Genomic DNA, 25,207 nt, shown 5'->3' on the forward strand with positions numbered 1-25,207 from the left:
AGGCGGAAGGTTGACGGCACATCTCAGCGAGACGCTGACGCTGCTCCTCGTGGAGGACGACGACGGCGACGCCTTCCTCGTCGAGGAGCTGCTCCAGGAGGCCGCGGCGCCGCCGCGCATCTTCCGTGCGCGCAGCCTCCAGGAGGCGCGGGCGAAGCTGACGCCCGGGATCCAGTGCGTGCTGGTCGACCTGTCGCTCCCCGACGCCACCCGGCTGGAGGCGCTTGAGGCGGTCCTGGCCATGGCGCCGCACGCCGCCGTGCTGGTCCTCACCGGGCTGCGCGACGCGCACGTCGGCGTCGCGGCCGTCTCGGCGGGCGCCCAGGACTACCTGGTCAAGCAGGACATCGACGCGCCCCTGCTGACCCGCGCCATCCGCTACGCGATGGAACGCAAACGCGCCGACCAGACCCAGCTCAGGCTGGTGCAGACGGAGCTGATCGCCAAGGAGAACGCCCGCACCCAGCGCGGCCTGCTGCCGAGCCCCCTGATCGAGTCCGACGCGATCGAGCACCTGACCCGCTACCTGCCGGGCAGCGGCGGCACGCTCGCGGGCGACTTCCTCGACGCGGTGCAGACTCCGGACGGCGCGTTCCACGTGGTGGTGGGCGACGTGTGCGGGCACGGCCCCGACGAGGCGGCGCTGGGCGTGGCCCTGCGCATCGCCTGGCGCACGCTGGTGCTGGCCGGGCAGACCGACGACACGCTGCTGCGCACGCTCGACACGCTGCTGCGGGCCGAGCGCAAGGCGCCGGAGATCTTCACCACGCTGTGCACCGCGACGATCGCGCCCGACCTGCGCAGCGCGCGGATGCGGGTGGTCGGGCACCCGCCGCCGGTGCTGGTGCGCGACGGCACGGTCGAGGTGCTGGAGGGCGGGCCGTCCGGGCCGCCGCTCGGCATCTTCCCCGACGCCGAGTGGTCGGTGATCGACGTGCCGCTGGGCGACAAGTGGTCGATCATGTTCTACACCGACGGGCTGATCGAGGCGGCCGTGGGCGCCCGTGACGAGCTGCTGGGCGTGGACGGCCTGGTCGGCCTCGTACGCGAGCACGGCGCGGTCGACCTCGACCGGCTGATCAGGAACGCGGGCACGCTGAGCGACGACCTCGCGGTCGTCGTGGTGAGCAGGAGAGCGTCATGATCATCAATCCCTTGCCGCCGCCCAGGGAGCCGACCGGGCTCGGCCGGCTGCCGCTCTCGCGCTGGTTCCTGTTCACCGGCGCGGTGGCGGGCACGGCCTTCGCCGCCGGCGTCGCGGCCACGATGGTGATGATCGCCGACATCCGCGCCCTGGGGCCCCGCCCCGAGGTGGACGCGCAGGTCGCGCGGCTCAACGTGGCGCTGGTCGTGCTGTTCGCGGTGCTGCTGGCCTGCGGCGTGGGGCTCGCGTTCATGGTGCGCTACGCCGTGCTGAAACCCATCCGCCAGCTCACCGAGCAGGTGCGCACGGTGGCGGCCGGCGACTTCGACCACGCGCTGCACGTCGACCGCCCGGCCGAGCTGGCGGAGCTGTCCAGCCACGTCGACGCCATGCGCGGGCGCATCCTGTCGGCCTGGCGGACGGCCAGCGACCAGGCCGAGGAGCTGCGCCGCTCCAACGGCGAGCTGGAGCAGTTCGCGTACGTCGCCAGCCACGACCTCCAGGAGCCGCTGCGCAAGGTCGCCAGCTTCACCCAGATGCTGGAGCAGCGCTACGGCCCGCAGCTCGACGACCGCGCCCGCCAGTACATCCACTACGCCGTGGACGGCGCCAAGCGCATGCAGCTGCTCATCAACGACCTGCTGGACTTCTCCCGGGTCGGCCGGGTCACCGGCTCGCGCACCACCGTCGACTCGGGTGCGGCCCTCGACCGGGCGCTGGACAACCTGTCGGCGATGATCGAGGACACCGGGGCCACGGTGACGAGGGGCGAGCTGCCCGAGATCCACGGCAACCGGGTGCAGCTCACCCAGCTCTTCCAGAACCTCGTCGAGAACGCGGTGAAGTTCCGCTCGGAGGAGCCGCCGCGGGTGCACGTCGAGGCCCGGCGGGACGACGGGATGTGGGAGTTCAGCTGCGCCGACAACGGCATCGGCGTCGAGCCCAAGTACGCCGACCGCATCTTCCTGATCTTCCAGCGCCTGCACGCCCGCGATGTGTACCCGGGCACCGGCATCGGGCTGGCGCTCTGCCGCAAGATCGTCGAGTTCCACGGCGGGCAGCTCTGGCTGGACGCGGCCGGGGAGAGCGGGGGTGCGACGTTCCGATGGACGCTGCCGCCGGCGGGAGGCCCCGATGAGTGAGGTCCCGATGAGTGAGGTCCCGATGAGTGAGGTCCCGATGAGTGAGTCCCGATGAGTGAGGGACGCGCGATCGAGGTGCTGCTGGTCGAGGACGACCAGGGCGACATCCTGCTCACCCGCGAGGCGTTCGACCTCAACAAGGTGCGCAACCGGCTGCACGTGGTCAACGACGGCGAGCAGGCGGTCGCGTTCCTGCGGCGGGAGGGGCGCTACGCGGACGCGCCGTGCCCCGACCTCATCCTGCTCGACCTCAACCTGCCGCGGATGAGCGGGCTGGAGGTGCTGAGCGAGATCAAGGCGGACCCGGTGCTGGCCACGATCCCGGTGGTGGTCCTGACGACGTCGGAGGCGGAGGAGGACATCCTGCTCAGCTACCGGTTGCACGCCAACGCGTACGTCACCAAGCCTGTCGATTTTGAGCAATTTATCCGAGTTGTCCGCCAGATAGACGATTTTTTCGTGACTGTGGTTAAGTTGCCGGCTCACGGGTAGCGGCCCTGACGGGCTACGTGACAGGAATCACAGCCGGTCATCGAAAAAGTGAGTGACCCCGCTCACAAATCGAGATGCGACCGTCGTAACGTATCCCCCACCAATGCGCGCCTGGAGCGGCGAGCACCGCCGGCACGCGCGCCCAGTGAAACGAACCACGGACCCCCAGCGCGACGGGTCCGCGGGAGGTGGAGAGGTCCGCGATGACCCAGACGACGCCCGAAGCACCGGTCAGAAGGCAGCGTGCGCAAGTCAAGGTGCGCACCCTGCGCACCGACAGATGGTGGCTGGCCCCACTGGTCACATTCCTCGGGCTCAGCTCGTTCCTTGTCTACGGTGTATGGGCGATCATCGACAACACGTACTTCGTCGATCCGTACATCGCCCCGTTCGCCTCACCCTGCCTGGCGTCCTCCTGCCCGGAGGGCGCGCGGCTGTTCGGGTGGGCGCCGTTCGGTGACTGGTACACCCTGCCGCCCGGCCTGCTCATCCTCGGGCTGCCCGGCGGGTTCCGGCTCACCTGCTACTACTACCGCAAGTCGTACTACCGCTCGTTCTGGTTGTCGCCTCCCGCGTGCGCGGTGCAGGAGCCGCACGGCAAGTACACCGGTGAGCGCCGCTTCCCGCTGATCCTGCAGAACATCCACCGCTACTTCTTCTACGCGGCCATCCTGATCGGCCTCGTCCTGGCCTACGACGCCGTCCTGGCGCTCATCCACAAGCCGCAGGGCCTCGGCACCTGGATCCTGGTCATCAACGCCGTCCTCATCAACATGTACACGCTGTCGTGCCACTCGTGCCGGCACATCACCGCGGGCAGGCTCAACCACTTCTCCCGTCACCCGCTGCGCTACCGGGCCTGGACGTTCGTCTCCAAGCTCAACGCCAAGCACCAGCAGCTCGCCTGGGCCTCGATGTTCTCGGTCATGATCGCCGACTTCTACGTCCGCATGGTCGCCAAGGGCATCATCGCCTTCCCGTTCGCCTAAAAGGATCAACCAGTGGAAATCGAACGTCACGAATACGACGTCGTCGTCATCGGCGCCGGCGGAGCGGGCCTGCGCGCCGCGATCGAGGCCCGGCAGCAGGGCAAGAGGACGGCGATCGTCTGCAAGTCGCTGTTCGGCAAGGCGCACACCGTCATGGCCGAGGGCGGCGCCGCGGCCGCGATGGGCAACGTCAACCCCGACGACAACTGGATGGTGCACTTCCGCGACACCATGCGGGGCGGCAAGTTCCTCAACAACTGGCGCATGGCCGAACTGCACGCCAAGGAGGCTCCGGACCGGGTCTGGGAGCTGGAGGCGTGGGGCGCGCTGTTCGACCGCACCAAGGACGGCAAGATCAGTCAGCGGAACTTCGGCGGTCACGAGTACCCGCGGCTCGCACACGTGGGCGACCGTACCGGCCTGGAGCTGATCCGCACCCTCCAGCAGCGCGTGGTGGCGCTGCAGCAGGAGGACTACGAGAACCACGGCGACTACGAGGCCTACATCAAGGTCTTCGCCGAGTGCACGGTCACCCGGCTGCTCAAGGACGGCGAGCGCATCTCCGGCGCGTTCGGCTACTGGCGCGAGACCGGCAACCTGGTCCTCTTCGACACCCCGGCCGTGGTGCTCGCGACCGGCGGCATCGGCAAGTCGTACGTCGTCACCTCCAACTCCTGGGAGTACACCGGCGACGGGCACGCCCTGGCCCTGCTGGCCGGCGCGAAGCTCATCAACATGGAGTTCATCCAGTTCCACCCCACGGGGATGGTCTGGCCGCCGTCCGTGCGCGGCATCCTCGTCACCGAGTCCGTCCGGGGCGACGGCGGCGTGCTGCGCAACTCCGAGGGCAAGCGCTTCATGTTCGACTACATCCCGGACGTCTTCAAGGACAAGTACGCGACCACCGAGGAGGAGGGCGACCGCTGGTACACCGACCAGGCCAACAACCGGCGCCCGCCCGAGCTGCTGCCCCGTGACGAGGTGGCCCGCGCGATCAACGCCGAGGTCAAGGCCGGTCGCGGGTCACCGCAGGGCGGCGTGTTCCTCGACGTGTCCACCCGGCTGCCGGCCGAGGAGATCAAGAAGCGGCTGCCGTCGATGCACCACCAGTTCAAGGAGCTGGCCGACGTCGACATCACCGCCGAGCCCATGCAGGTGGGCCCGACCTGCCACTACATCATGGGCGGCGTCGAGGTGGACGCCGACACCGGCGCGGCCGACGTCCCCGGGCTGTTCGCGGCCGGCGAGGTGTCCGGCGGCATGCACGGCTCCAACCGGCTGGGCGGCAACTCGCTGTCCGACCTGCTGGTGTTCGGGCGGCGCGCGGGCGCGGGCGCGGCGGCGTACGTGGACGGGCTCCCCGCCCGGCCCAAGGTCAGCCCCGAGTCCGTCGAGTCGGCCCGCGAAGAGGCGCTCGCGCCCCTGGGCCGCAGCGGCGAGAACCCGTACGAGGTGCACCACGAGCTCCAGCGGACGATGAACGAGCTGGTCGGCATCATCCGCAAGGCCGACGAGGTCGCCGAGGCGCTGCAGACCGTGGAGAAGCTCAAGGAGCGCGTACGCATGGTCGGGGCGGGCGGGTCCCGCATCTACAACCCCGGCTGGCACCTCGCGCTCGACCTGCGCAACATGGTGCTCGTGTCGGAGTGCGTGGCGCGGGCCGCGCTGCTGCGCGAGGAGAGCCGTGGCGGGCACACCCGCGACGACTTCCCCGGCATGGACCCGCAGTGGCGGCGCAAGCTGCTCGTCTGCTCCAGCGAGGACGGCTCCTCGGTGCAGGTGGTGGAGAAGGAACAGCCCCCCATGCGGGACGACCTGATCACCCTGTTCGACCGGGACGAGCTGAAGAAGTACCTCACCGACGAAGAGATGGCCGAGTTCGACGGGATAGCGAAGAAGTCATGAGCTACAAGGCAAAGTTCAAGGTCTGGCGCGGTGAGGGCGGCGAAGGCAAACTCGAGGACTTCACCGTCGAGGTCAACGAGGGCGAGGTCGTCCTCGACATCATCCACCGCCTCCAGGCGACGCAGGCGCCCGACCTGGCCGTACGGTGGAACTGCAAGGCCGGCAAGTGCGGCTCGTGCAGCATGGAGATCAACGGCAAGCCGCGGCTGGGCTGCATGACCCGGATGTCCACCTTCTCGGAGGACGAGACCATCACGGTCACGCCGATGCGGACGTTCCCGGTCATCAAGGACCTCGTCACCGACGTGTCCTACAACTACCAGAAGGCCAGGGAGGTTCCCTCCTTCACGCCGCCCGCCGACGTGCGGCCGGGCGAATACCGGATGAAGCAGGTCGACGTCGAGCGGTCCCAGGAGTTCCGCAAGTGCATCGAGTGCTTCATGTGCAACAACGTCTGCCACGTGATCCGCGACCACGAGGAGAACAAGGCCAACTTCTCCGGGCCGCGCTTCCTCATGCGGATCGCCGAGCTGGACATGCACCCGTACGACGTGGCCGACCGGCAGGAGGCGGCGCAGTCCGAGCACGGGCTCGGCTACTGCAACATCACCAAGTGCTGCACCGAGGTCTGCCCCGAGCACATCAAGATCACCGACAACGCGCTCATCCCGATGAAGGAGCGCGTGGTGGACCGGAAGTACGACCCGCTGGTGTGGCTGGGCGACAAGATCTTCCGTCGCGCCAAGTCGTGACCCGCGCATGAGGAAGGGGGCCGGTTTCCGCACCGGCCCCCTTCTTCGTGCGTTCAGTCCTTGGCGTGGCGGCCGAAGCGCTTGCGCTTCTCCTCCGGCATTTCCCTGGTCGGCTCCGGCTGGACGATCGTCGTCTCCCCGTCGGCGGGCACGTACGGCTGCGCCGGCCGGAACAGCGACCCCGCGGGCGCCTGCTGCCAGGGCTCGGAGTCGCCGGACTCGGCCGCCGCGGCCGGGCCGAGCGGATGCTCGTGGCCGTCGTCCACCGGGGCGCCACCGCCCGGCGGGATGTCCGCCGGCGGAGCGGGCGGGACCAGCGGCTCGAACGGGTCGCGGAAGTCCTTCGCCTCGGCCTCCGGGACCTCCTGGACGGGCTCGTGGCTGTAGTCGTCGGGGTGCAGCACCACGGGCGGCGGCTCGGACGGAGCCATGGGCGGCTCCTGCTCGTAGCCCTGCGGCGGGTACGGGTGGCCGGGGTCCTGGTAGACCGGGGCGTACTGCGTAGGGCCGCTCGCATACGTCTGCACCGGCACGAAACTGATGATCGGCGCGTACGCCGTGCCGCCCGGATAGCCGGGAGCGGTGAAGCCCGCGGTCGCGTACCCGGGACCGGCCGGATAGCCGGGGCCGGCCGGCGGAGGCGGATAACCCGGGCCGCCCGGCGGGGGCGCATAGCCGGCGGCGCCCGCCGCCGGGCCCGCCTTGCGCACGGCGGCCGCGTGGGCCATCCGCCGCAGCCGACCCTCGAAGATCAGCACCGCGAACAGCGCGAGCAGCACCAGCACCAGCGCCGGGATGCTGAGCTTCTGCGTCAGCGTCTTCTCGTCGAACTCCGGCGCCGCGGCCCGCAGCTCCAGCGGCACCTCCTCCGAGGAGGCGACCTGCGTCTCGCTCGGCGGGGCCGACGGCGTGTCCTGGGCGACGGACGGGATCTGGACCGGAGACTCCTCCGTCGTGGCGGTCGCGGTGGGCAGCACCGGAGGCGGCTCTTGGGCCTGGGTGGTCGGCGGCGCGACGTTCTGGGGGGGAGGCTCCGGCGCCTGCGTGGTCGCGGGGGCCGTGGTGGGCTTCTTGGTGGGGGCGGTGGTCTTCTTCGTCGGGGTCGCCGTCACCGTCTTGGTGATCGTCGTCTCCGGCACGTCGGTCGGCGTCGGCGTGCCTAACGTGGTGGTCACCGTGACCGTGGTCTGGGGGTCGCTCTGGCACGAGGTGTCGCCGGCGTCGCAGGGCTCGACCGGGTCGAACGCCACCGAGGCGCTGGCGCTCTGCACGATGAACGGCGTCGCGCCGACCCCGGCGAGGCCGAGCGCCAGGACGATGGCGGAGACGGCTGTCGCTCGCGTGCGTGCCACCAGTGCCCTCCGCGTAGTCCCGGAACCATGGTCAAGGGAATACTAGTCGGGTCAAAGTAACAGTAAAGCCCGTTTTACCGCAGTATCTTGCGCTTGGTGCGCCTTTGTACCGTGACAATTCCCCAAAGCCCTGCTAGGAGCGTAGCAACAGCGGCCGCTGCGAGCACGTGTCCGAGGCTTCCCTTCAACGGGTTGACCGCCGCGGCCACCGGCCTCGGCCGTTCGTGCGCCATTCGTACCTCTATGGGCAGAGGCGCCGCGAGCCCACCGCCGCGCGCCGGCGGCACAAGCGGGACGCTCCCGGGAGGGTCACCGACCACGCCCGGCGGAACATCCAACATCCCGTCGCCGCCGGCCACCTCCGGCAACCGCAACCCAGAAAGCGCCTGCCCCGACCCGTCCGCCACCTGAGGAACCCCGGCCCCAGGCATGCCGCCTGCCACCGCCTGCCCACCCTGAACCTGCTGCGGCACTCCCAGCCCCGTGACCCCCTGAACCCCGGGCATCTGCCCGGGCGGCACCGCCTGCGCGGCAGTCCCGGCCTGCCCCCTCGGAGCCTTCCGCCCGGCCGCCACGGCCCGCCCTCTCGGGACAGCCCGCAAGGAGGGCACGGCCTGCGCTCTCGAAACCGCTTGCGCGGGCGTCGCGGCCTGCGTTCCTGGAACCGCTTGCGCGGACGGCACAGCCTGCGCTCTCGGAGCCGCTTGCGCGGGCGTGGTGACCTGCGCCGGTGGGACAGCCTGCGCCGGTGGGAGGGCGCGGGATTCCACGCTGACCTGCTGCCCTTGCCCCGCCTGCTCGGGCCCCACCTGCCCAGCCTGCCGGGCACGCCTGCTCCACCACGTCTCTGTGGTGCGCATGCCCTGCCCCGCCTGCTGCCCCGCGACGGGCCCGACCTGCTGTCCTACCTCCGCCCCGACCTGCTGCCCCACCTCCGGCCGAACCGGCTGCCCTGCGCCCGACCGGACCGACTGCTCCTCGCCCGACAGAAGCGACTGCTCATCGCCCAGCCAACCCAGCTCGGCATTTCCCGTGACCACCTCGGCAGTCGGCTGCCGGGGCCGGCCGAGGTGCGGCGACGGGCAGCGGTGTGCTGGGAAGCAGCGGGGGTTGTTCGGAGCGGCCGCTGTCTGGTCCGAGCCGCCCAGGACCGGCGGACTCCAGCGCCCCCCGTCGGCCGCCCCCGACGCAGCGCCCTCGACCGCCAGCCCGCCGACCGCCGGCCCGGAGACCACAGGCCCTCCAACCGCCGGCCCGCCAAGTCCCGCCCCTCCGGCCACCGGTCCGGCGAGCGCCTGCCCTTCCACCACCGACTCGGCGCTCTGGACAGGCGTGGCGACCGCCTTCTCCAGCGTCTCCGCAACGCCGCCCTCCCCCGGACGGACCTTGGCGACGGCGGCCAGCACCACCTGGCCGACCCCCGCCGGAGCCATCACCGTCACGTCCACCGAACGCGCGTCCGCCGCGCTCCCCAACCGGCACACCCGCGCCCCCGGCGACACCACCGCGTCATCCCGTTCGGCGACCCCTGCCAGGGTGAGCGCGCGATCGGCGAGCCGCGCCGCCCCCGATCCCACGGCGAACCCCTCGCGCCCCGCCGTCGCAAGACCCCCGCAGGTGACCGACAGCGCCGCGACGGGGCTGACCGCCACGGCCACGCGCCCGCCGTCCACCGACATCCCGTTGACCCGGACCCGGAACCGCTGTGTGTCCCCCGTACGGAGCCACGTGCCCACGCCGTCCTGGACCGCGCCCACCCGCTCCAGCACCAGCGAAACCCCGCTCGCCGCCACCGGCACGGCGGGCACGGCGGCCAGGATCACCACTCCGGCCAGCATCCAGCCACGACGCATCGTCCAACTCCCCCGCTGTGACACATGACCCGTAATCACGCCTAGTAACCATTGTGTCACAGAGAGAGAGGACTCAATCAGCCGGGAGGATGCTCTCCACCGTCTTCATGACGGGCAGGTCCGCCCCGAGCCATTCGACGTCGTAGTACTCGTCCGGTGCCAGCCACCGCAACGCCAGATGCTCCCGCGGCTCGGGCGTGCCGGAGGCGAGGGCGGCCAGCCAGACGCGCATGACATACCCCGGGGAGAGCGGCCAGTCACCGCCGACGCGCTCACCGACCGCGATCTCCACGCCCAGCTCCTCGCGGCACTCCCGGACCAGCGCCTCCTCCTCGCTCTCGCCGGGGTCCACCTTCCCGCCGGGGAACTCCCACCCGCCGGCGAGCGCCGGCGGCTCGGCCCGCTGCGCGGCCAGCACCCGGCCGTCCGGGTCGACGATCACGGCGGCCACGACCACGATCACGCTCATGCGTCGATGTTCCTCACAGGGCAGGATTCTGCAGCTTCTGGAGCTGGTCGAGGACGGCGGGGTTCTGCAGCGGACGGGTGAAGCCGATGCGGTTGCCGCGGGCGGAGTAGCTGGTCACCTTGATGGGGCCGCACAGCGTGCACCGGGCCTCCAGCATCTTGCCCTTGGAGACGACGAGCCCGACGTGCCCCGGGTTGTTCGCCGAGGTGCCCGGCCCGGCGTTGAAGAACACCAGGTCACCGGGCTGTTCCTCGCCCTCTGACACCCGGACGCCGAACGGCCACTGCCCGAACGTCGTCCGCGGGATCTGCAGCCCCGCCGACCGGTACGCCGCGTAGATCACCCCCGAGCAGTCGAAGGCGTCCGGCCCCGTGCCGCCCCACAGGTACGGCTTGCCGCGCTGCGCCAGCGCGTACGCCAGGATCTTGGCGACCACGGTGGTCGGCGCTGCCTCGATCAGCGGCTCGTCGCACTCCTCCTCCGCCTGCGGCGGCACCTTCACGTCGCCGGACTTGGCGTATTTCCTGGCGATCTCCTCGACCTGGTCCACGTACCACCAGGCACGGTTGTAGACGAACAGCGCCTGCCGTACGTTCTCCGGCGCGCCGTTGCGCTTGAGCATGCGCGCCGCGCCGAGGATCGCGTCGGCCGGGTTGTAGACGTCGCCGATGCCGTCGCCGTCGCCGTCGGAGGCGTACCCGGTGAACGGCGACTCCACCGGCACCCTGGCCTTGCCGCCCCAGGTGGAGATGAGGAACTGCATGGGCCCGGCCGCGCCCGCCGAGTTGGTGCCGCTGCGGACGCCGGGCAGCGTGGAGCGGCCGTGGTCGGTCTCGCGCTTGCCCACGGCGGCCAGGATGTTCCACTGGACGCCGATCTTCTTGCCGTACTCCTTGTAGAGCTTCAGGTAGTCGTCCGGGATGTCCGAGGTCGCGGTGTCGGAGACCTCCTCGACCTGGGCGTCGTCGGTGCAGTCGAACGAGGTGCGGCCGTCGCTGATGAACGAGGGCAGCGACATCAGCAGCATCGGCGAGACGATCACGGCCACCAGCAGGAGCGCCCCAGCCAGCCCGAGGAGGAGGGCGAGGCGTGTGCGCGAGACGTTCACCCGGTGTCACCGTCCTGGCCCTCGTCGGCGGGCATGATGTCGAAGACGCGCCAGTCGCTGCCGGACTCGCTCACGGTCACCGCGTACTCCTCGGTGAGCAGCTTGTCGCCGCTCTTCGCCGTGACCTGGCGGTTGCCGGTCACGACGAAGATGATCGAGCCCTTGCCGACCTGCCTGATCTCCTTGAGCTTGGCCGTCGCCTGGGAGACGAGCTCGTCGGCGCGGTTCTGCTCGACGGCGCCCGCCGACGTCACCGTGCGGGTCAGCAGGGCGCCGAGCTCGGGCGTCGTGTACGCCTTCAGCCGGGCGGCGTAGGCCGCCGCGTCCTCGTCGTAGCGGAAGGTGCCGTACACGGCGGTGAAGCGCTCGGCGAGGTCCGCCGCCGCGGCCAGCTGCTCCTTCTTCATCGGCAGGTAGTCGTAGACGTCGAACGGCGCGTTGCTCGCGGTCGCGAGCGGCGTCGGGGTGACGATCGCCACCCGCGTGGGCGGCGCGGCCTCCGGCTGCCGCTCGGGCGGATCTCCCCAGTCCGCCCACATCAGATAGATGCCGACCGCGGCGATGATCACGACGATGACGGCGAAGGCGGCACCCCGCCTGTCACCTGGCTGCGCCATGTTGAGTCCTTGTTCAATCCTTGTCGGAGCTGTTCGGCTTGAGCCAGAACGGCACGGACGTCTCCTCGGAGCCGCCGCTCCGGCCGCTGCCGCGCAGCCACAGAGGCGGGGCCTCGGAGGCGCGCGAGGCCGGCTCGTCGGAGCCGCCGAAGATGCGCGAGCCGCCGGAGGGGCGGGCGGGGCCGCCGGAGCCGCGCGAGCCGCCGCTCGGCCGGGCTCCGTTGCGCGAGCCGCCGCCGAACAGGCTGCCACCACCGGACCCGCCGCTCGACCTGCCGCTCGACCCGCCGGAAGAGCCGCCCGAGCCGCCGCCGAAGAGGCCGCCGCCGGAGCCGCGCGACCGGGTGCCGCCGCCGGAACCGCCGAACCTGGAGCTGCGCGCGGAGCCGTTGCGCCCGCCCGACGAACCGCCGCGCGAGGCCCAGCCCCCGCCCGACCCGCCGCCGAACCAACCGCCACCGCCCGAGCCGCCAGACCCGCCCGAAGAGCCGCCCGAGCCGCCTGAGCCGCCCGCGGACGCGCCGGACGCCGCACGGGGAGCGCCGCCCACCCGGGGCCCGCCCGCACCGCCCACACGCGGCCCGGCGGCGCCGCCGCCGGAGCGGGCCGCGCCGCCCAGGTTGAGCGGCGGCGCGGTGCCACGACGTGGCTCAAGCGGCGCCCGCGCGCCCGCCTTGCCGCCCTGGGCGTCGGTGTCGAGCGGCGCGGCCGTCGCCGGGATGCGGGTGCCCGCCGCCGCGGCGTCGCCCTCCTCGGCCCGTACGCGCGCCTGCCCCGCCGTCGAGGCCACGGCGGCAGCGCCCGCGCCCGCGCCGCTCGCCGCGGCGGCCGCGCGGATGACGGGCTCGGCCTTGCGCAGCCCCCAGCGGCCGATGCGGGCCGAGGCGACCGGCGGCAGCACGGCCGCCGACCGCTCCAGCACCGACGAGCTGGCGGCCTCGCCGAGCATCCGGGTGGCGACCGTGTGGCCGTTGAGCGAGGCGAACAGGTGCTGGAACGGACGCCGGTAGAAGAACACCGCGATCGTCAGCAGGGCCATGAACAGCACCTGCATGCCCCACGGCATCGTCGTGGAGATGATCAGCGCGTAGCCGTACACGAGGACGCCGAGCACCAGCGTCAGCACCGCCTGCCGGAGCAGCGTGCCGACCAGCATCTCCACCCAGCGCATGGCGATGATCCGGCCGCTGCCCGGATGCACGCCGATGAGCAGGAACACCGGCCCCATGATCAGCAGCAGCAGGAAGCCCACCTTGAGCACCAGCAGCGAGACCGCCACCAGGAAGATGAGCAGGCCCGCCACGATGGCGGCGATGAACGCGCCGACCGCCACGCCGAGCCGGTTGGACCAGTCGCGGCCGGAGAAGACCGTGTAGCGGGGGTCGTTCCTGAGCTTGTCGGCCAGCGAGGCGTACTCCTGCTGGCGCGCCCCCACGTCGGGGGCCGCCTGCCCGGCCACGGCGGGCGGGATCGACTGCATCTCCAGGACCTTGCGGCCCCAGTCGCGCACGATCGGCTGCTGCGGGTCGGCGGTGCCGAACAGGCCCACCAGCCACGGCTTGCAGACCAGCGTGGACCACAGCGCGTCGGCGTTCTGCTCGACGCCGGGGGTGCCGACCTGGCCGTAGCCGCCGGGCTTGAGCTCGGCGGCGGTCTGGCCGGGCGGCGGCAGGCAGGACGCGCCGCCCGCGCCGGGCAGGCCGGAGAAGGCGGAGTTGACGACCTCGCCGGTCTTGTCGGTGACGACCTTGCCGAGGCCGGTGAAGTCGCCGGGACGGCTGAAGAACCAGGTCGCGACGGTGACCGCGAGCACCATCCAGATGACGCCCTCGGCGGTCGTGGTGGCGCGCTTGCGGATCAGGCCGTACCAGGCGAGCCAGATCGCGCCGAGGATCACGATCGGGCGGAGGAACGGCCAGTACATGGCGTTGGCCAGGTTCGTGACGATGTCGTCGACGACGTCCTTGATGGACTGGAGCGGTCCCTCGGTGGCCGCCGCCTGGTACGTGGTGATCGTCAGCCGGTCGATGGCCTTGGCCGCGGTGAAGATGCCGTTGGCCCACATGTTGCCGAGCACCGCGACGTAGTCGCCGCAGCCCAGCTCGTGCGTGTGCCAGAACTGGCCGCTCATGCCGAACTGGCCGTAGTTGGTGACCGGGGCGCCCGGCTGGGCGCCGGCCGGAGCCGGGGCCTGGATGAGCCCGTCGGTGCCGCCGCCCACCACCTCGGGCGTGAGCGGCCCGGAAAGGTCGCACGGTGCCGCGGCGGCCGGCGCGGACAGCCCGCCCACGACCAGCGGCACCACCAGGATGCCGGTGACCAGCGCGAGTGCCAGCGCGAGTCGTCGGGATAGCCGGATCTTCATGACCGTACCTCCTGCGGCCTGCCCACGCCCCCTTGAAGATCATCATGCCCGTCGCGATCGGGTTTGTCGTGTGTCGGGTTCGTGTCGAGCCAGCGAAGAAGCTCGTCGGAGACCAGGTCTACTCCGATGCGGCCGGCCCTGCCATCCAGATCGCGGAAAATGCATTCGCCGTTGCCGAGCGAGCGCAGCACGGCCTTGTGCTCCTCCGACGCCTCCACCCCCAGGAGGGACATCACGTGGTTCACCTCCACCCGTTCGGTGGACCTGAACGCGAACACGGACGACAGGCAGTTGGTCACCTGCTCGTTCAGCAGGTCCCCCGCGTTCTGCGAGACCAGCACGAGCGCGGTGTTGCGGGAGCGGCCCATCCGGCTGACCTCGGGCACCAGCTTGGCGCCCTCGGGCGTGGAGGTGATCGCCCACGCCTCGTCCAGGAAGATCGCCTTGGGGGCGCGCCGGTCGAGGCCGTTCATCAGCCTGCGCGCGAACTGCGACACCAGGTAGAGCAGGGCGACCGACAGCCGCTGCTCGTAGGAGTAGTCCTCCCTGGTCGTGGCCACGTCGGGGAGAGTCAGGCCGCCCAGCGTGAAGACGGTCGTCCACCCCTCGGTGTCGATCTGGTCGCCGCCCGAGGGGTCGAAGCAGAGCCGGGCGAGGTGCATCTCCGACATCGAGCGCAGCACCGCGCCCAGGTTCTTCGACGCCGCGTCGTCGGCCTGCTCCAGGTGGTCGACGACCTTGCCGAGCGACGGGTCGGGCTGGTTGGAGATCGCCGCGACCGCCTGGATCATCGCCGACTCGCGCTCCTCCGACATGCGCGGCAGCAGCAGCCGCAGCGTCTCGGTGGCCATGGTCTTCTTCGCCGCGATGTCGTCGCCGAACGAGAACGGGTCCAGCAGGCCCGGCGCCGCCGAGCCCAGCGGGATGACCCGGGCCTTGCGCCCGCGCTTGTCCAGCAGCCGCACCAGCGACTCGGCGTCGCCCTTGGGGTCGATCACCGCGACCGTGACGCCGCGCAACGCCATCTGGTAGATCATCAGCAGCGCGAGCGTGGTCTTGCCGCCGCCCGGCTCGCCGGTGATCGCGATGGCCGTCGGCCGGTTGCGGGTGGCCGCCACCAGCGGGTCGAAGTGCACGATGCTGCGCGCCCTGCCGACGGTCTCCCCGATGTACGGGCCCAGCCAGCCCTCGCTGCCCTCGCCCAGCCGGTCGCCGAGATCGACGGTGGCCGTGGCCATGCCGCCCGCGATCGTCCGCAGCGGCTGGCGCTGGGCGTAGGCGTTGACCCGCACCTTCTCGCCCGGCAGCGACTCGCAGAACAGCGAGAACTGGTCGCCGGTCGAGTTGACCACGTCGATGCCCATGTCCCGGTAGTGCTCGACCACCGCCTCCACCCGCTGCACGCAGATGTCCTCGGTCGGGGCCGAGACGATCAGCCGGTGCCAGCCGTACACGAAGGGCAGGCGCTCCTTGGTGATGCCGTGCTCCAGCATGCGGGCCGCGTCGATCTGCTCGGCCAGCGCCAGCGGGGCCTCCGCGCCCGCCTCGCGGATGTGGTGGTCCATGTCGCGGGCGTGCGCCAGCTTGCGCGCCACGTCCTTCGACGCCTTGACCGGCGGGATCAGCCGCATCCTGGAGGAGATCTCCACCGGGAACGGGAGCTGGTCGGCGAAGTGCATCCACGGCTCGCCGTCGGGGAACGGCATCAGGTCGGGGAAGCGGGCGAACGACAGGTGGGCGACGTACGAGTCGCCCTGCGGCTGCACGATCCGCAGCAGGCTCCTGCCGTTGTGGATCTCGCCCTCGACCAGCGTCTCGATCTCGCCCCTGCCCCACCGCCTGCGCGGGCTCGCCGACGGCGGCGCGTCGCCCGACGCGCCCGCCGCCGCGTGCTGGAACAGCCACGCCACCTCGACGGAGGTGGCGTGACGGGCGTAGAGGGCGCTCGACGCGAGTGCCCGGCCGAGGCGCTCCGCCTGCTCGGTCCAGCGGCCGATCTCGCTGTCGGGTACGTGGTCGTCCGTCATGCCGAGCGACTTCTCGGTCTTCTGGTAGAAGCCGAGGAGCTGGGCGAGCACGCCGCTGCCGAGCTGCTTGCCGCGCGGGCCCAGGCGTACGCCGAGATAGACCTCCTTCGTCCAGAAGTCCTTCGCCCAGACGTGGCGGTACATCTCCTCCAGGTAGTCGCGCCAGCCGGGCCCCTCGTCGGAGGTGGCGTTGAGCGCCATCGCCCACTCGGCGGCCGGGTAAGTGCGGTGCGCCACCCGCAGATGGACCTCGGCGTCGGGCATCCTGATCGCGGCCAGCGCGATCGTGATGTTGGTGGCCAGCGCCTCCCGCTCCTCGGGGGTGACGAACTCGTAGCTGACCGTCGGAAGGCGGAAATACGCCCATGCGCAGGTGTCTGTGAGCAGGATGCGGTCGTCGAAGTAGCGGACCGCGAGGCGCTGGTGCGCTCGGGACGCCCTGCTCATGCCGCCCCCTCGGCGCATGAACGGGCCAGACCTGCTCGCTTGTTCACTTAACGCTCACCGATTCTCGTGCCCGGGGGGTCACTCGCCAACTCCTCATCGCTCGGTCGTACGCTCTGCGCCGACTGCGCTGTCCGCGCCGTCTGGGCCGACTGGGCGGCGAAGCCCGCGACCACCACGCCCGCGAGGGCGAGGTAGGCCCGTCGCCCGGCCGCGCGCAACTGCCCGGGATCGACGACCTCCGCCCCGCCCGGGGCGAGGTCGTCGTCCCAGGGGACCCTGACGATGGCCCGGCACCTGCCCCTGGCCACCGACTCAGCCTGCTCGACGTCAGCCATGGAACGCCTGCTCACGCCGTTCACGACCATCACCGCACGCCTGCGCAGCTCCGCGCAGCCGTGCCCGTCGAGCCACTCGTACGTCATCGCCACCGCCTCCGACGCCTCCTCGCTCGCCGGGACCACCAGGACGAGCTGGTCGGCGTACGGCAGGAGGCGGGCCGCCAGCGCGGCCGCCGGGTCGATGACGGCCAGCTTGTAGTGGCGGTCGAGCAGCCTCATGGACTCGCCCAGGCGGTGGTCGGAGAAGAGCGACCGGTCCGCCAGGCGCTGCTCGGCGCCCGCGTCGGTGTCGGCGCTGATCACCTCGAGGCCGGAGGCCGTCCTCGTGGTGTAGCCGCGCATCGTCAGATAGCCGCTGACCCGGTCGAGGCCGGCCAGCAGCGAGGTGAGCGTCTCGGGGGTCTCGGGTTCGATCCTGCTGGTGAGGGTGTCGCCGCCGGTGTTGGCGTCCACGGCGACGATCCTGTCGTCACGGTATTGGGCGAAGGTGTGGCCCAGCATGAGGGCCGTGGTGCTCTGGCCGGCGCCGCCCGTGCAGCCGAGGACCAGGATCCTGCGGCTGCCGCTGAACACCGCCCTGGCGCGGGCCTCGTCGATCTCGGAGCCGTCGGTGCGCACCGAGGAGCCGCCGACCACGACCTGCGCGATCCGCCGCCACCCGCCGGAGTCCCGTCCGACCACGGACTCGACCCGCCGCACCCTGCCCTCCCCGGGCCGCGGCCCCGGCACAGGCGCCACGATCTCACCCGGCCGCCCGTCCGCGGGCACGCCGGGCCGTCCCCGGAGCGGGGCGACGGGCCGCTCAGGGGCACGGTACGCCGCCGGGGCGGGCGCATCCGGCCGCTCCGGAGCGCGACGCGTCGCGGGGGCAGGCGCATCCGGCCGCTCGGGGGCGCGCCGCGCCGCAGGGGCGGGCGCATCTGGCCGCTCCGGGACACGGTACGCCGCAGGGGCGGGCGCATCCGGCCGCTCCGACACGCGGTGCGTCGCGGGGGTAGGCGCATCCGGCCGCTCCGACACGCGGTGCGTCGCGGGTGCGGGCGCATCCGGGGCCACAGGCGCCAGCCGCGGCCCCCCTCCACCCCGCCGCCCCCGCTCTCCGCTTTCCTCAGCGTCACCGGTGTCTTCGGCACCGCCAGTGGTCGCGGCGGGCTCAGTCCCGGCGGCCTCAGGCTTGGCTCCCTCGGTGCCCCCGATGCCGTTGGGCTCAGACTCGTTGGCCTCGGTGCTCCGGCCAGCGTCGGCGCTGCCGACGAGCTCGGCGCCCTGGGTGGTCTTGGTGCTGTCGGCAAGCTCGCTGTCCTGGGTCGGCGCAGTGCTTCCGGCGGCCTCAGCGCTGTCGGCAAGCTCGCCGCTCCGAGCGGGCGCAGTATTGCCGGCGTCCTCGGTGGCTTCGGCACCGCCAGTGGTCTCGGTGGCCTCAGTGCTGCCGGTGTTCCCAAAAGCCACCCGCCGCTCGGATCCGCCGCTCACAGCACCGCCACTCACAGCACCGCCGCTCTCAGCACCGCCGCTCTCAGCACCGCCGCTCTCAGCACCGCCGCTCTCAGCACCGCCACTCGCAGCACCGCCGCTCACAGCCCCGCCACTCGCAGCATCGCCACGCCGGGCGTCGCCGCTCATAGCGTCGCCGCTTGCAGTGAAGCTGCTGTCCTTGGGGGTGCTGGCGGCGGGGGCGCTCGCTGACGTGGCGTCCGCCGGAGTGCCGCTCGCCGCCGCGTCGTGACTGTCCTCGGTGCCGGTGGCCGTGACCTCGTCGGGGACGGCCGTGCCGCCTACGCCAGGGGCGTTGGGCGGGATCGCCGGCGTGTCCTCGCCGCTGCCCGCCTGCGCGCCAGTGGCCGCGTCTCCGGTCGGCTGCTCGGGGCGCGGGGCCGGGGGGCGGGGCAGGGGCTTGGCGTTGGGGTCGAGCGGCGGCCAGGCGCGGTGCGGGCCTGGGAGCACCAGGGCCGGGCCCAGCCTCGGCGGCTGGCCCTTCCGGTGCTGGTCGCGGGCGACCTCGTCCTCGGGCCGCTCGCTGCCGACCCGGTCACCCACATCCGTACGGGCATCCGAGCGGGCGGCGGCGTCCGACGGGGCGTCGGCGCTCGCCGCGAGCCTTCTCAGTCGCCGCAGCGCCTCAGTGTCGATCGGCTTGGCAGCGGCGGACTTACGACCCTGACCCCCCGAGCGGATGGGCACGACCGTCCCGCCACGGACGTCTCGCCCCTCCGCCTCGCCATCACCACGGGCTTCGCTGCTCTCGGCCTCGGCAACCTCACCATGAACCCGCGCCTCAACCTGCTCCTGAGCCTGCGTCTCGTCACGCTCGCGAGGGGATGCCGTGCGCTCGCCGGCCGCCGACTCGCCCTGCTCAGGGGCCGATGCCTCATCCCGGCCATGCTCGGAAGCGGTGGGCTCCTGCGCGGGCCGTGACGGGGTCGCCAGGCGGGTCACCGGCTCCTCACCAGCTCCGTGGGTGGCCTCGCGAAGAGTGGCCTCGCGGAGGGCCGCCTCGCGCAGTGCCGCCTCGCGGAGGGCGGTCTGCTGGCTGGCGGCCTCCTGGACCGCGTCGTCCCGGCCGAAGATCCGCCGCTTGCCGCCCTTGCGACGCGCGCCGTCCTCCTGCCGAGCCTGCCCACGAACGACCTCCGCGCCGCCCTCGTGCGACGCCCGCCCACGAACGACCTCCGCGCCGCCCTCGTGCGACGCCCGCCCACGAACGACCTCCGCGCCGCCCTCCTGCCGGGCCTGCCCACGAACGGCCTCTGCGCCGGCCTCCTGCCGCGCCCGCGCCCGCCCACGGGCGGCCTTCGCGCCGTCCTCCTGCCGGACCCGTTCGCGGCCGGTCTCCATGGGCCGGTCCGCGCCGTTCGGGTCGGTGCCGGGCGGGAGGGCCAGCGGGCGCTCGCGTCCGGCGGGAAGTGCCTCGGCGGTGCCCTGTCGCGCCCGCCCGCGCAGGGCGGGAGCCGTGCCGCGGCGGGAGCCCCAGCCCGTACGCCCGGTCGTCGGCTCGGCGACCGGAGCCTGCCCGGCCGCGGCGGCAGCGGCGGCGACCGCCGGCCGGACCTGCCGCGGACCCGCCGCCCGCTGCTCCTCGGCCCGCCGCTGCGCCTGCCGTGCCTTGGCGGGACGCCGGGCCTTGACCCGGACCGGCGCGGTGCGCCACACGCGGGCAGAGAAGGTCACCGTCTCCGGCTCGGCCCCGGGCGCGAGGCGGTACCAGGCCTTCGACTCACCCAGGTAGCGCATCTGGGACTCCAGCAGCTCGGTGAGCCGCTTGCCCTCGATGACGGGACGGGTCGACAGCCACGTCACGATGCCCGGCGGCACCAGGAACAGCACGTGCCACGGCATCGCGACCGGCACGCCCACCAGGATCAGCAGGAGGGACCACGGGACGAACACCCCGACGAAGACGCCGATCCAGACGATGGGGAGCGGCATCGGCAGGCGTAGGTCGTAAAGCTTGTAGAGCCGCTTCTCGATGCGCCAGATGTTCGTGTACGTGGGCAGGTCCACCCGGTCCTCCTCCCTCACCCGCTCGTGTATGACCGCCGCCGGACGGTCTCAACCCTTTACTTGATGCCCAGTGCGCCGGCGATCGCCTTTGCCGTCACCTCAATGATGTTGGGAACGTAGAAGATCACCCCGATGGCCACCGCCAAGATCAAGAACTGGACGAACCGGGTGATCTCCCGGGTGAAGAGGAAGAACAGCGCGACCACCGACACCACCACCAGGAACAACGGGGCGAAGAACGCCCGTAGGAAGTCGGCGAGCCCTCCGGTGTCGATGCCGGTCGACGTGGGCGCCGGCGTCATTTGCAGCAAGGAGAGCACTATGGTCTTCAAGGTCACTTCTCGTCCTCCCGGGGGGTACCGTTCTGCGGCGCGGACGGGCCTTTAGTCAACGACCCGCCCGGCGCCGCGGATGTCGGCGACGAACCACTTGTCGCCCTGCTTCTCGACGGTGAGCCGGTAGGCCTGCTCCAAACGCGCGCCCACCGCCGCGGGGTCGGTGGCGTTCGGGGTGGGCGGGGCGTCGCCGTTCGGCACGACCCACACGACCACCGCCTGAATCTCTCTTGTGGCACCCCCCACAGGCACCACGACCTTCTTGAGCTCGGCGAAGGTGAACGCGCCGCCGAAGCTGGGCAGGCTCTTGCCGGCGGCGACGTAGCGCTGCAGCCCGGCGGTCTCGCCGGACGCGTAGTCCTTGAAGAAGCCCTCCAGCTGCGGCTTCAGCTCGGCGGCCGCCGCGTCGTCGGTCTCCGGCGGCGCGATCTGGGGCAGCTCGGCCGGGCCGGGCGCGGGCAGGATCGCCGGCCGCCCGGACACCACGAAGCGCCTGCCGCCCTCGTCGCCCGAGTAGTAGATCGGCACCGACAGCATCATGCGCCGCGGCCCGGACTGGAAGGCCACGCTGACCACGGCGTTCTGGTCGTCGCCGACCTCGATGTCGTACGCCTGGATCGCGACGGCGGCCAGCTTGCCGAAACCGTCCCAGCCCATCTGGGGGTCGGAGGCGTCGGGCAGGAACGCCGCGAGTTTGCGCGACCTGCTGTCCGCGTCGTCAGGGCTGAAATTGAGATAGACCCCTGCGAACTGGGCGGCGAACGCCATCCCCCGCTGCGTGGGGAAACCCGTCTCGGCCGCCGGGGCATCCGCATTGGACGTTGTGCCCTCTTGCTGGGTAAATCGCTCAAATGGTGCACGAATCCCATTCACCACGATAACCACGATAAGCGCCCAGAGAATGATGCGGCCCACCCAGACGAGCCATCGCCCGCCGCCGCCGGACCAGCCACCGCGCCGCGGCCGGCGGGGCGGCGGCACGTCGTAGTCGGCCGGGTCCAGGGTTGCGGAAAGCCCGGGCCCGTCAGCGATCCGAGGATCGTGCTGGACGGTAGACCTACGAGCCATCACGCCTCCGCTCGCGCCGATCCCCCCGGCTGGCGCGGTGTCGTCCGTTGCCGATCCCCATCATCCGCGGTGAAGTAGTCACCCTATCCGGTCTCCGCCATTCTTCCAGGAAAGCCACGCCCATGCTGCAGGCACGACCGCCCTCACGGCAAACCGGGGCTCTGCGACAGGCGTCACTACCGATTCCCATCAGTCCCCAGCAGAAACGGCTTATGACCAGGACAAACGCCTAAAACCGCCTAGCGCGACGGCCACGGATTCCTGTCCAGAACAGGCATGAACCTCTCACGACCTGCGCATTCGGTATGGGCCGCGGATGTCGGAGCCGCGTTCAGGCGGGCTCGGGATCCTGCATCGAACGCCCCCGGCGCCGGCTCTGGAGATCGACGACGCCGGTGCGGCTCTGGGCGTCGGCGGCCCCGCCCTGGACGGTCCCGGCCCTGCTCTGGAGGTCGACGACCGTCGGGCGGACCGACCGCTCCAGCGAGCCGCGCAGGTCGGCCAGCATCTCCGCGGCGTCGCGCTCGCGCATGCGGCTGACCATCTCGTTGCGCTCGTCCACCTTCCTGCGCAGGTAAGCCTCCCTGTTGACGCGCAGGCCGTACATGAGCTCGACCCTGATCAGGGCCAGCTCCTCCTCCAGGCTGATCCCCGCGAGCGTCGGAGCGGGGCGTCGTTTCCGGATGATGCGACGGATCATGAGGGGCCTCCCGAGTCAGCGTGAACGCCGTGACGATTCGACGCGCGGGGGCCCAAAGTGGTTGACACTTAAACACGTTCGGCACGTCACCATGACAGTGTCGGCAACACAGCGTAGCGAAACGTCACACAAGGTCGACGAAAGACGCGCCGGGCGCGGGGGTCAGACGTTGAAGCGGAACTCCACCACGTCGCCGTCGCGCATCACGTAGTCCTTGCCCTCGACGCGCGCCTTGCCCGCCGAGCGGGCGTTGGCGATCGAGCCGGCCTCGACCAGGTCGTCGAACGAGACCACCTCGGCCTTGATGAAGCCCCGCTGGAAGTCGGTGTGGATCACGCCGGCCGCCTCGGGGGCCGTGGCGCCCTTGCGGATGGTCCAGGCCCTGGTCTCCTTGGGGCCCGCCGTGAGGTAGGTCTGCAGGCCGAGCGTCTCGAAGCCGACCCGGGCGAGCTGGCGCAGGCCCGACTCCTCCTGGCCGACCGACTGCAGCAGCTCCAGCGCCTCCTCCTCGTCGAGCTCGACCAGCTCGGACTCGATCTTGGCGTCGAGGAAGACGGCCTCGGCGGGGGCGACCAGCGTCGAGAGCTGCTCCCTGAGCGCGGTGTCGGTGAGCTCGTCGGCGTCGAGGTTGAACACGTAGAGGAACGGCTTGGCCGTCAGCAGGTGGAGCTCGCGCAGCTCCTCGCGGTCGAGGCCGCTCTCGAAGATGGTCTTGCCGGTCTCCAGGACGGCCAGCGCGGCCTCGGCGGCCTCCAGCGCGGCCTTCTTGTCCTTGTTGTTGCGCGCCTCCTTCTGCAGGCGTGGTACGGCCTTCTCGACCGTCTGCAGATCGGCCATGATCAGCTCGGTGTTGATCGTCTCGATGTCCCGCTTGGGGGAGATCTCGCCGTCGACGTGGGTGACGTCGGGGTCGCCGAAGACCCGGATCACCTGGCAGATCGCGTCGGTGTCGCGGATGTTGGCGAGGAACTGGTTGCCCCGCCCCTGTCCCTCCGAGGCCCCCTTGACCAGGCCCGCGATGTCGACGAACTCGACCTTGGCGGGCAGGATGCGCGCCGAGCCGAAGATCTCGGCCAGCACGGGCAGGCGGTCGTCCGGCACGCCCACGATGCCCACGTTGGGCTCGATCGTGGCGAACGGGTAGTTGGCCGCGAGCGCGTTGCCGGTCTTGGTCAGCGCGTTGAACAGCGTGGACTTACCGACGTTGGGCAGGCCGACGATGCCGATGGAGAGACTCACGGACAGCGAGTTTACTTGCCGCCGCGCCCGGGCGGTTCGCCCGTAGCGTGTCGGGCGGAACCGGGCGCGGAGTCCTGCAATCATCGATCGAGTGGACGTCGTCGCGCTTGTCATCGGTCTGGCCGTCGGGCTGCTAGTCGGCTTCCTCGTGGCGAGGACCCGCGCGGCGGTCCGGGTGGCCGAGGCCGACGCCCGCGCCAAGGCGTCCGCCGACAAGCTCGTCTACGTCGAGGAGCAGCTCGCCGAGCGTTTCCAGGCCCTGTCCACCCGAGCGCTCGACGTCAACAACCTCCGTTTCCTGGAGCTCGCGGAGACCAGGCTCGCCGCCACCAGGGCCGAGGCCGCAGGCGACCTGGAGCAGCGCAGGCAGGCCGTCGAGCACCTGGTCGAGCCGCTGAAGGACGCCCTGGCGCGGGTCGAGACCCAGCTCCGCGACACCGAGTCCGGCCAGCGCGCGGCGCGTGCCGAGCTGGCCAAGCAGATGGAGTTCGTCCGCGAGAGCAGCGAGCAGCTCCGCTCCCAGACCACCGCCCTGGTGCGCGCCCTGCAACGGCCGGAGGCCCGGGGCCGCTGGGGCGAGCTCCAGCTGCGCCGGGTCGCCGAGATCGCCGGCATGCAGCGCCACTGCGACTTCGACGAGCAGGTCGCCGAGGGCTCCATGCGCCCCGACATGGTCGTACGGCTGGCCGGCGGCAAGAACATCGTGGTCGACTCCAAGGTCTCGCTGGCGGCCTATCTGGAGGCCGCGGAGGCGTCCGACGAGTCGCTCGCCACGGTCCGGCTCGACGCCCACGCCCGGCACGTGCGCGAGCACATCGACCGGCTGGCCGCCAAGTCCTACTGGCAGGCGTTCAACCCGTCGCCGGAGTTCGTGGTGCTGTTCATCCCCGGCGAGGCGTTCCTCGCCCCCGCGCTCGAACGCGACCCCGGCCTGCTGGAGTACGCGATGGCGCGCCGGGTGCACATCGCCACGCCGACCACGCTGATCACGATGCTGCGCACCGCCCACTACGCCTGGCAGCAGGCCGCGCTGAGCGAGAACGCGCGGGCGGTGTTCGAGCTGGGCAAGGAGCTGTACGAGCGGCTGTCGTCCCTCGGCAGGAACGTCGACTCGCTGGGCCGGGCGCTGAGCCGGGCGGTGGAGGCGTACAACAAGTCGGTCGGATCGCTCGAAAGCCGCGTGCTGGTCACCGCGCGCAAACTCAACGAGCTGGGCGTCGTGGACGGCGACCTGGACCCTCCGGAGATGCTCGACGGCCTGCCGAGGCCGCTCGCATCCCCCGAACTGCTGGAAACCCCGTCACTGTTCTCCCACTCCAACGGTAAGTTGGCCAACGGGACGTAGTGAACGGGGGTGGACCGGT

At 71.6% G+C, this 25,207-nt stretch carries 19 protein-coding genes; 7 read left to right on the forward strand and 12 right to left on the reverse strand.

The window, feature by feature from the left end; all coding sequences use genetic code 11:
* Positions 1 to 10 precede the first annotated feature (10 nt).
* The 6 genes from ABD292_RS23620 (at position 11) to ABD292_RS23645 (ending at position 6,424) form a co-directional block, all read left to right on the forward strand.
* Complete coding sequence (locus ABD292_RS23620) at positions 11 to 1,144, forward strand: PP2C family protein-serine/threonine phosphatase (RefSeq protein ID WP_344210724.1); 1,134 nt, start codon at positions 11 to 13, stop codon at positions 1,142 to 1,144.
* The gene (locus ABD292_RS23625; protein WP_344210726.1) at positions 1,141 to 2,286 is read left to right on the forward strand and encodes a sensor histidine kinase; all 1,146 of its coding nucleotides are present in this window, start codon (positions 1,141 to 1,143) and stop codon (positions 2,284 to 2,286) included. Before ABD292_RS23620 ends, ABD292_RS23625 begins: the two co-directional genes overlap by 4 nt.
* A 51-nt stretch (positions 2,287 to 2,337) precedes the next feature.
* Positions 2,338 to 2,778: a response regulator gene (locus tag ABD292_RS23630; protein ID WP_344210728.1), complete on the forward strand. Its 441-nt coding sequence runs from the start codon at positions 2,338 to 2,340 to the stop codon at positions 2,776 to 2,778.
* Between the two features lie 203 nt (positions 2,779 to 2,981).
* Positions 2,982 to 3,767 carry a hypothetical protein gene (locus ABD292_RS23635; RefSeq protein ID WP_344210730.1) on the forward strand — a complete coding sequence of 262 codons (786 nt, stop codon included), beginning with the start codon at positions 2,982 to 2,984 and terminating at the stop codon, positions 3,765 to 3,767.
* 12 nt (positions 3,768 to 3,779) lie between these two features.
* Entirely contained in the window at positions 3,780 to 5,672 is a 1,893-nt protein-coding gene (locus ABD292_RS23640; RefSeq protein ID WP_344210732.1) for a fumarate reductase/succinate dehydrogenase flavoprotein subunit, read from the forward strand.
* Positions 5,669 to 6,424: a succinate dehydrogenase/fumarate reductase iron-sulfur subunit gene (locus tag ABD292_RS23645; RefSeq protein ID WP_091086596.1), complete on the forward strand. Its 756-nt coding sequence runs from the start codon at positions 5,669 to 5,671 to the stop codon at positions 6,422 to 6,424. Before ABD292_RS23640 ends, ABD292_RS23645 begins: the two co-directional genes overlap by 4 nt.
* A gap of 53 nt (positions 6,425 to 6,477) precedes the next feature.
* Here the strand turns inward: ABD292_RS23645 and ABD292_RS23650 are convergent, their stop codons facing one another.
* From ABD292_RS23650 to ychF, 12 genes are all read right to left on the reverse strand, one after another.
* Positions 6,478 to 7,776, reverse strand: a complete 1,299-nt coding sequence (locus ABD292_RS23650) for a hypothetical protein (protein WP_344210738.1) — start codon at positions 7,774 to 7,776, stop codon at positions 6,478 to 6,480.
* Between the two features lie 74 nt (positions 7,777 to 7,850).
* Positions 7,851 to 9,629, reverse strand: coding sequence for a hypothetical protein (locus ABD292_RS23655; RefSeq protein ID WP_344210740.1), 1,779 nt, complete (start codon positions 9,627 to 9,629; stop codon positions 7,851 to 7,853).
* 73 nt (positions 9,630 to 9,702) lie between these two features.
* Positions 9,703 to 10,098, reverse strand: a complete 396-nt coding sequence (locus ABD292_RS23660; RefSeq protein WP_344210742.1) for a (deoxy)nucleoside triphosphate pyrophosphohydrolase — start codon at positions 10,096 to 10,098, stop codon at positions 9,703 to 9,705.
* A gap of 13 nt (positions 10,099 to 10,111) precedes the next feature.
* On the reverse strand, positions 10,112 to 11,206 hold the full coding sequence (locus tag ABD292_RS23665; RefSeq protein ID WP_344210744.1) for a C40 family peptidase: 1,095 nt from the start codon (positions 11,204 to 11,206) through the stop codon (positions 10,112 to 10,114).
* Positions 11,203 to 11,823, reverse strand: a complete 621-nt coding sequence (locus ABD292_RS23670; RefSeq protein ID WP_344210746.1) for a hypothetical protein — start codon at positions 11,821 to 11,823, stop codon at positions 11,203 to 11,205. Before ABD292_RS23670 ends, ABD292_RS23665 begins: the two co-directional genes overlap by 4 nt.
* 13 nt (positions 11,824 to 11,836) lie before the next feature.
* Positions 11,837 to 14,188 carry a type IV secretion system protein gene (locus ABD292_RS23675; RefSeq protein ID WP_344210748.1) on the reverse strand — a complete coding sequence of 784 codons (2,352 nt, stop codon included), beginning with the start codon at positions 14,186 to 14,188 and terminating at the stop codon, positions 11,837 to 11,839.
* Positions 14,185 to 16,662: an ATP-binding protein gene (locus ABD292_RS23680; RefSeq protein WP_344210750.1), complete on the reverse strand. Its 2,478-nt coding sequence runs from the start codon at positions 16,660 to 16,662 to the stop codon at positions 14,185 to 14,187. Before ABD292_RS23680 ends, ABD292_RS23675 begins: the two co-directional genes overlap by 4 nt.
* A 47-nt stretch (positions 16,663 to 16,709) precedes the next feature.
* Positions 16,710 to 20,519 carry a TcpE family conjugal transfer membrane protein gene (locus ABD292_RS23685; protein WP_344210752.1) on the reverse strand — a complete coding sequence of 1,270 codons (3,810 nt, stop codon included), beginning with the start codon at positions 20,517 to 20,519 and terminating at the stop codon, positions 16,710 to 16,712.
* A 38-nt stretch (positions 20,520 to 20,557) separates the two neighbouring features.
* Entirely contained in the window at positions 20,558 to 20,803 is a 246-nt protein-coding gene (locus ABD292_RS23690) for a hypothetical protein (protein WP_240778098.1), read from the reverse strand.
* 81 nt (positions 20,804 to 20,884) lie between these two features.
* A complete protein-coding gene (locus ABD292_RS23695) occupies positions 20,885 to 21,604 on the reverse strand; it encodes a conjugal transfer protein (protein WP_344210754.1) in 720 nt (239 codons plus the stop codon).
* Positions 21,605 to 22,235: 631 nt separating this feature from the next.
* A complete protein-coding gene (locus tag ABD292_RS23700; protein WP_344210756.1) occupies positions 22,236 to 22,604 on the reverse strand; it encodes a hypothetical protein in 369 nt (122 codons plus the stop codon).
* Positions 22,605 to 22,766: 162 nt separating this feature from the next.
* A complete protein-coding gene (gene ychF, locus ABD292_RS23705) occupies positions 22,767 to 23,843 on the reverse strand; it encodes a redox-regulated ATPase YchF (protein WP_344210758.1) in 1,077 nt (358 codons plus the stop codon).
* 91 nt (positions 23,844 to 23,934) lie between these two features.
* On the opposite strand from ychF, the gene ABD292_RS23710 reads away from it, so the two are divergent.
* Positions 23,935 to 25,188, forward strand: coding sequence for a DNA recombination protein RmuC (locus ABD292_RS23710; RefSeq protein ID WP_371252927.1), 1,254 nt, complete (start codon positions 23,935 to 23,937; stop codon positions 25,186 to 25,188).
* The last annotated feature ends 19 nt before the right edge of the window (positions 25,189 to 25,207 follow it).

This window comes from Nonomuraea bangladeshensis, from assembly GCF_039529455.1.
Taxonomy (GTDB): Bacteria; Actinomycetota; Actinomycetes; order Streptosporangiales; family Streptosporangiaceae; genus Nonomuraea; species Nonomuraea bangladeshensis.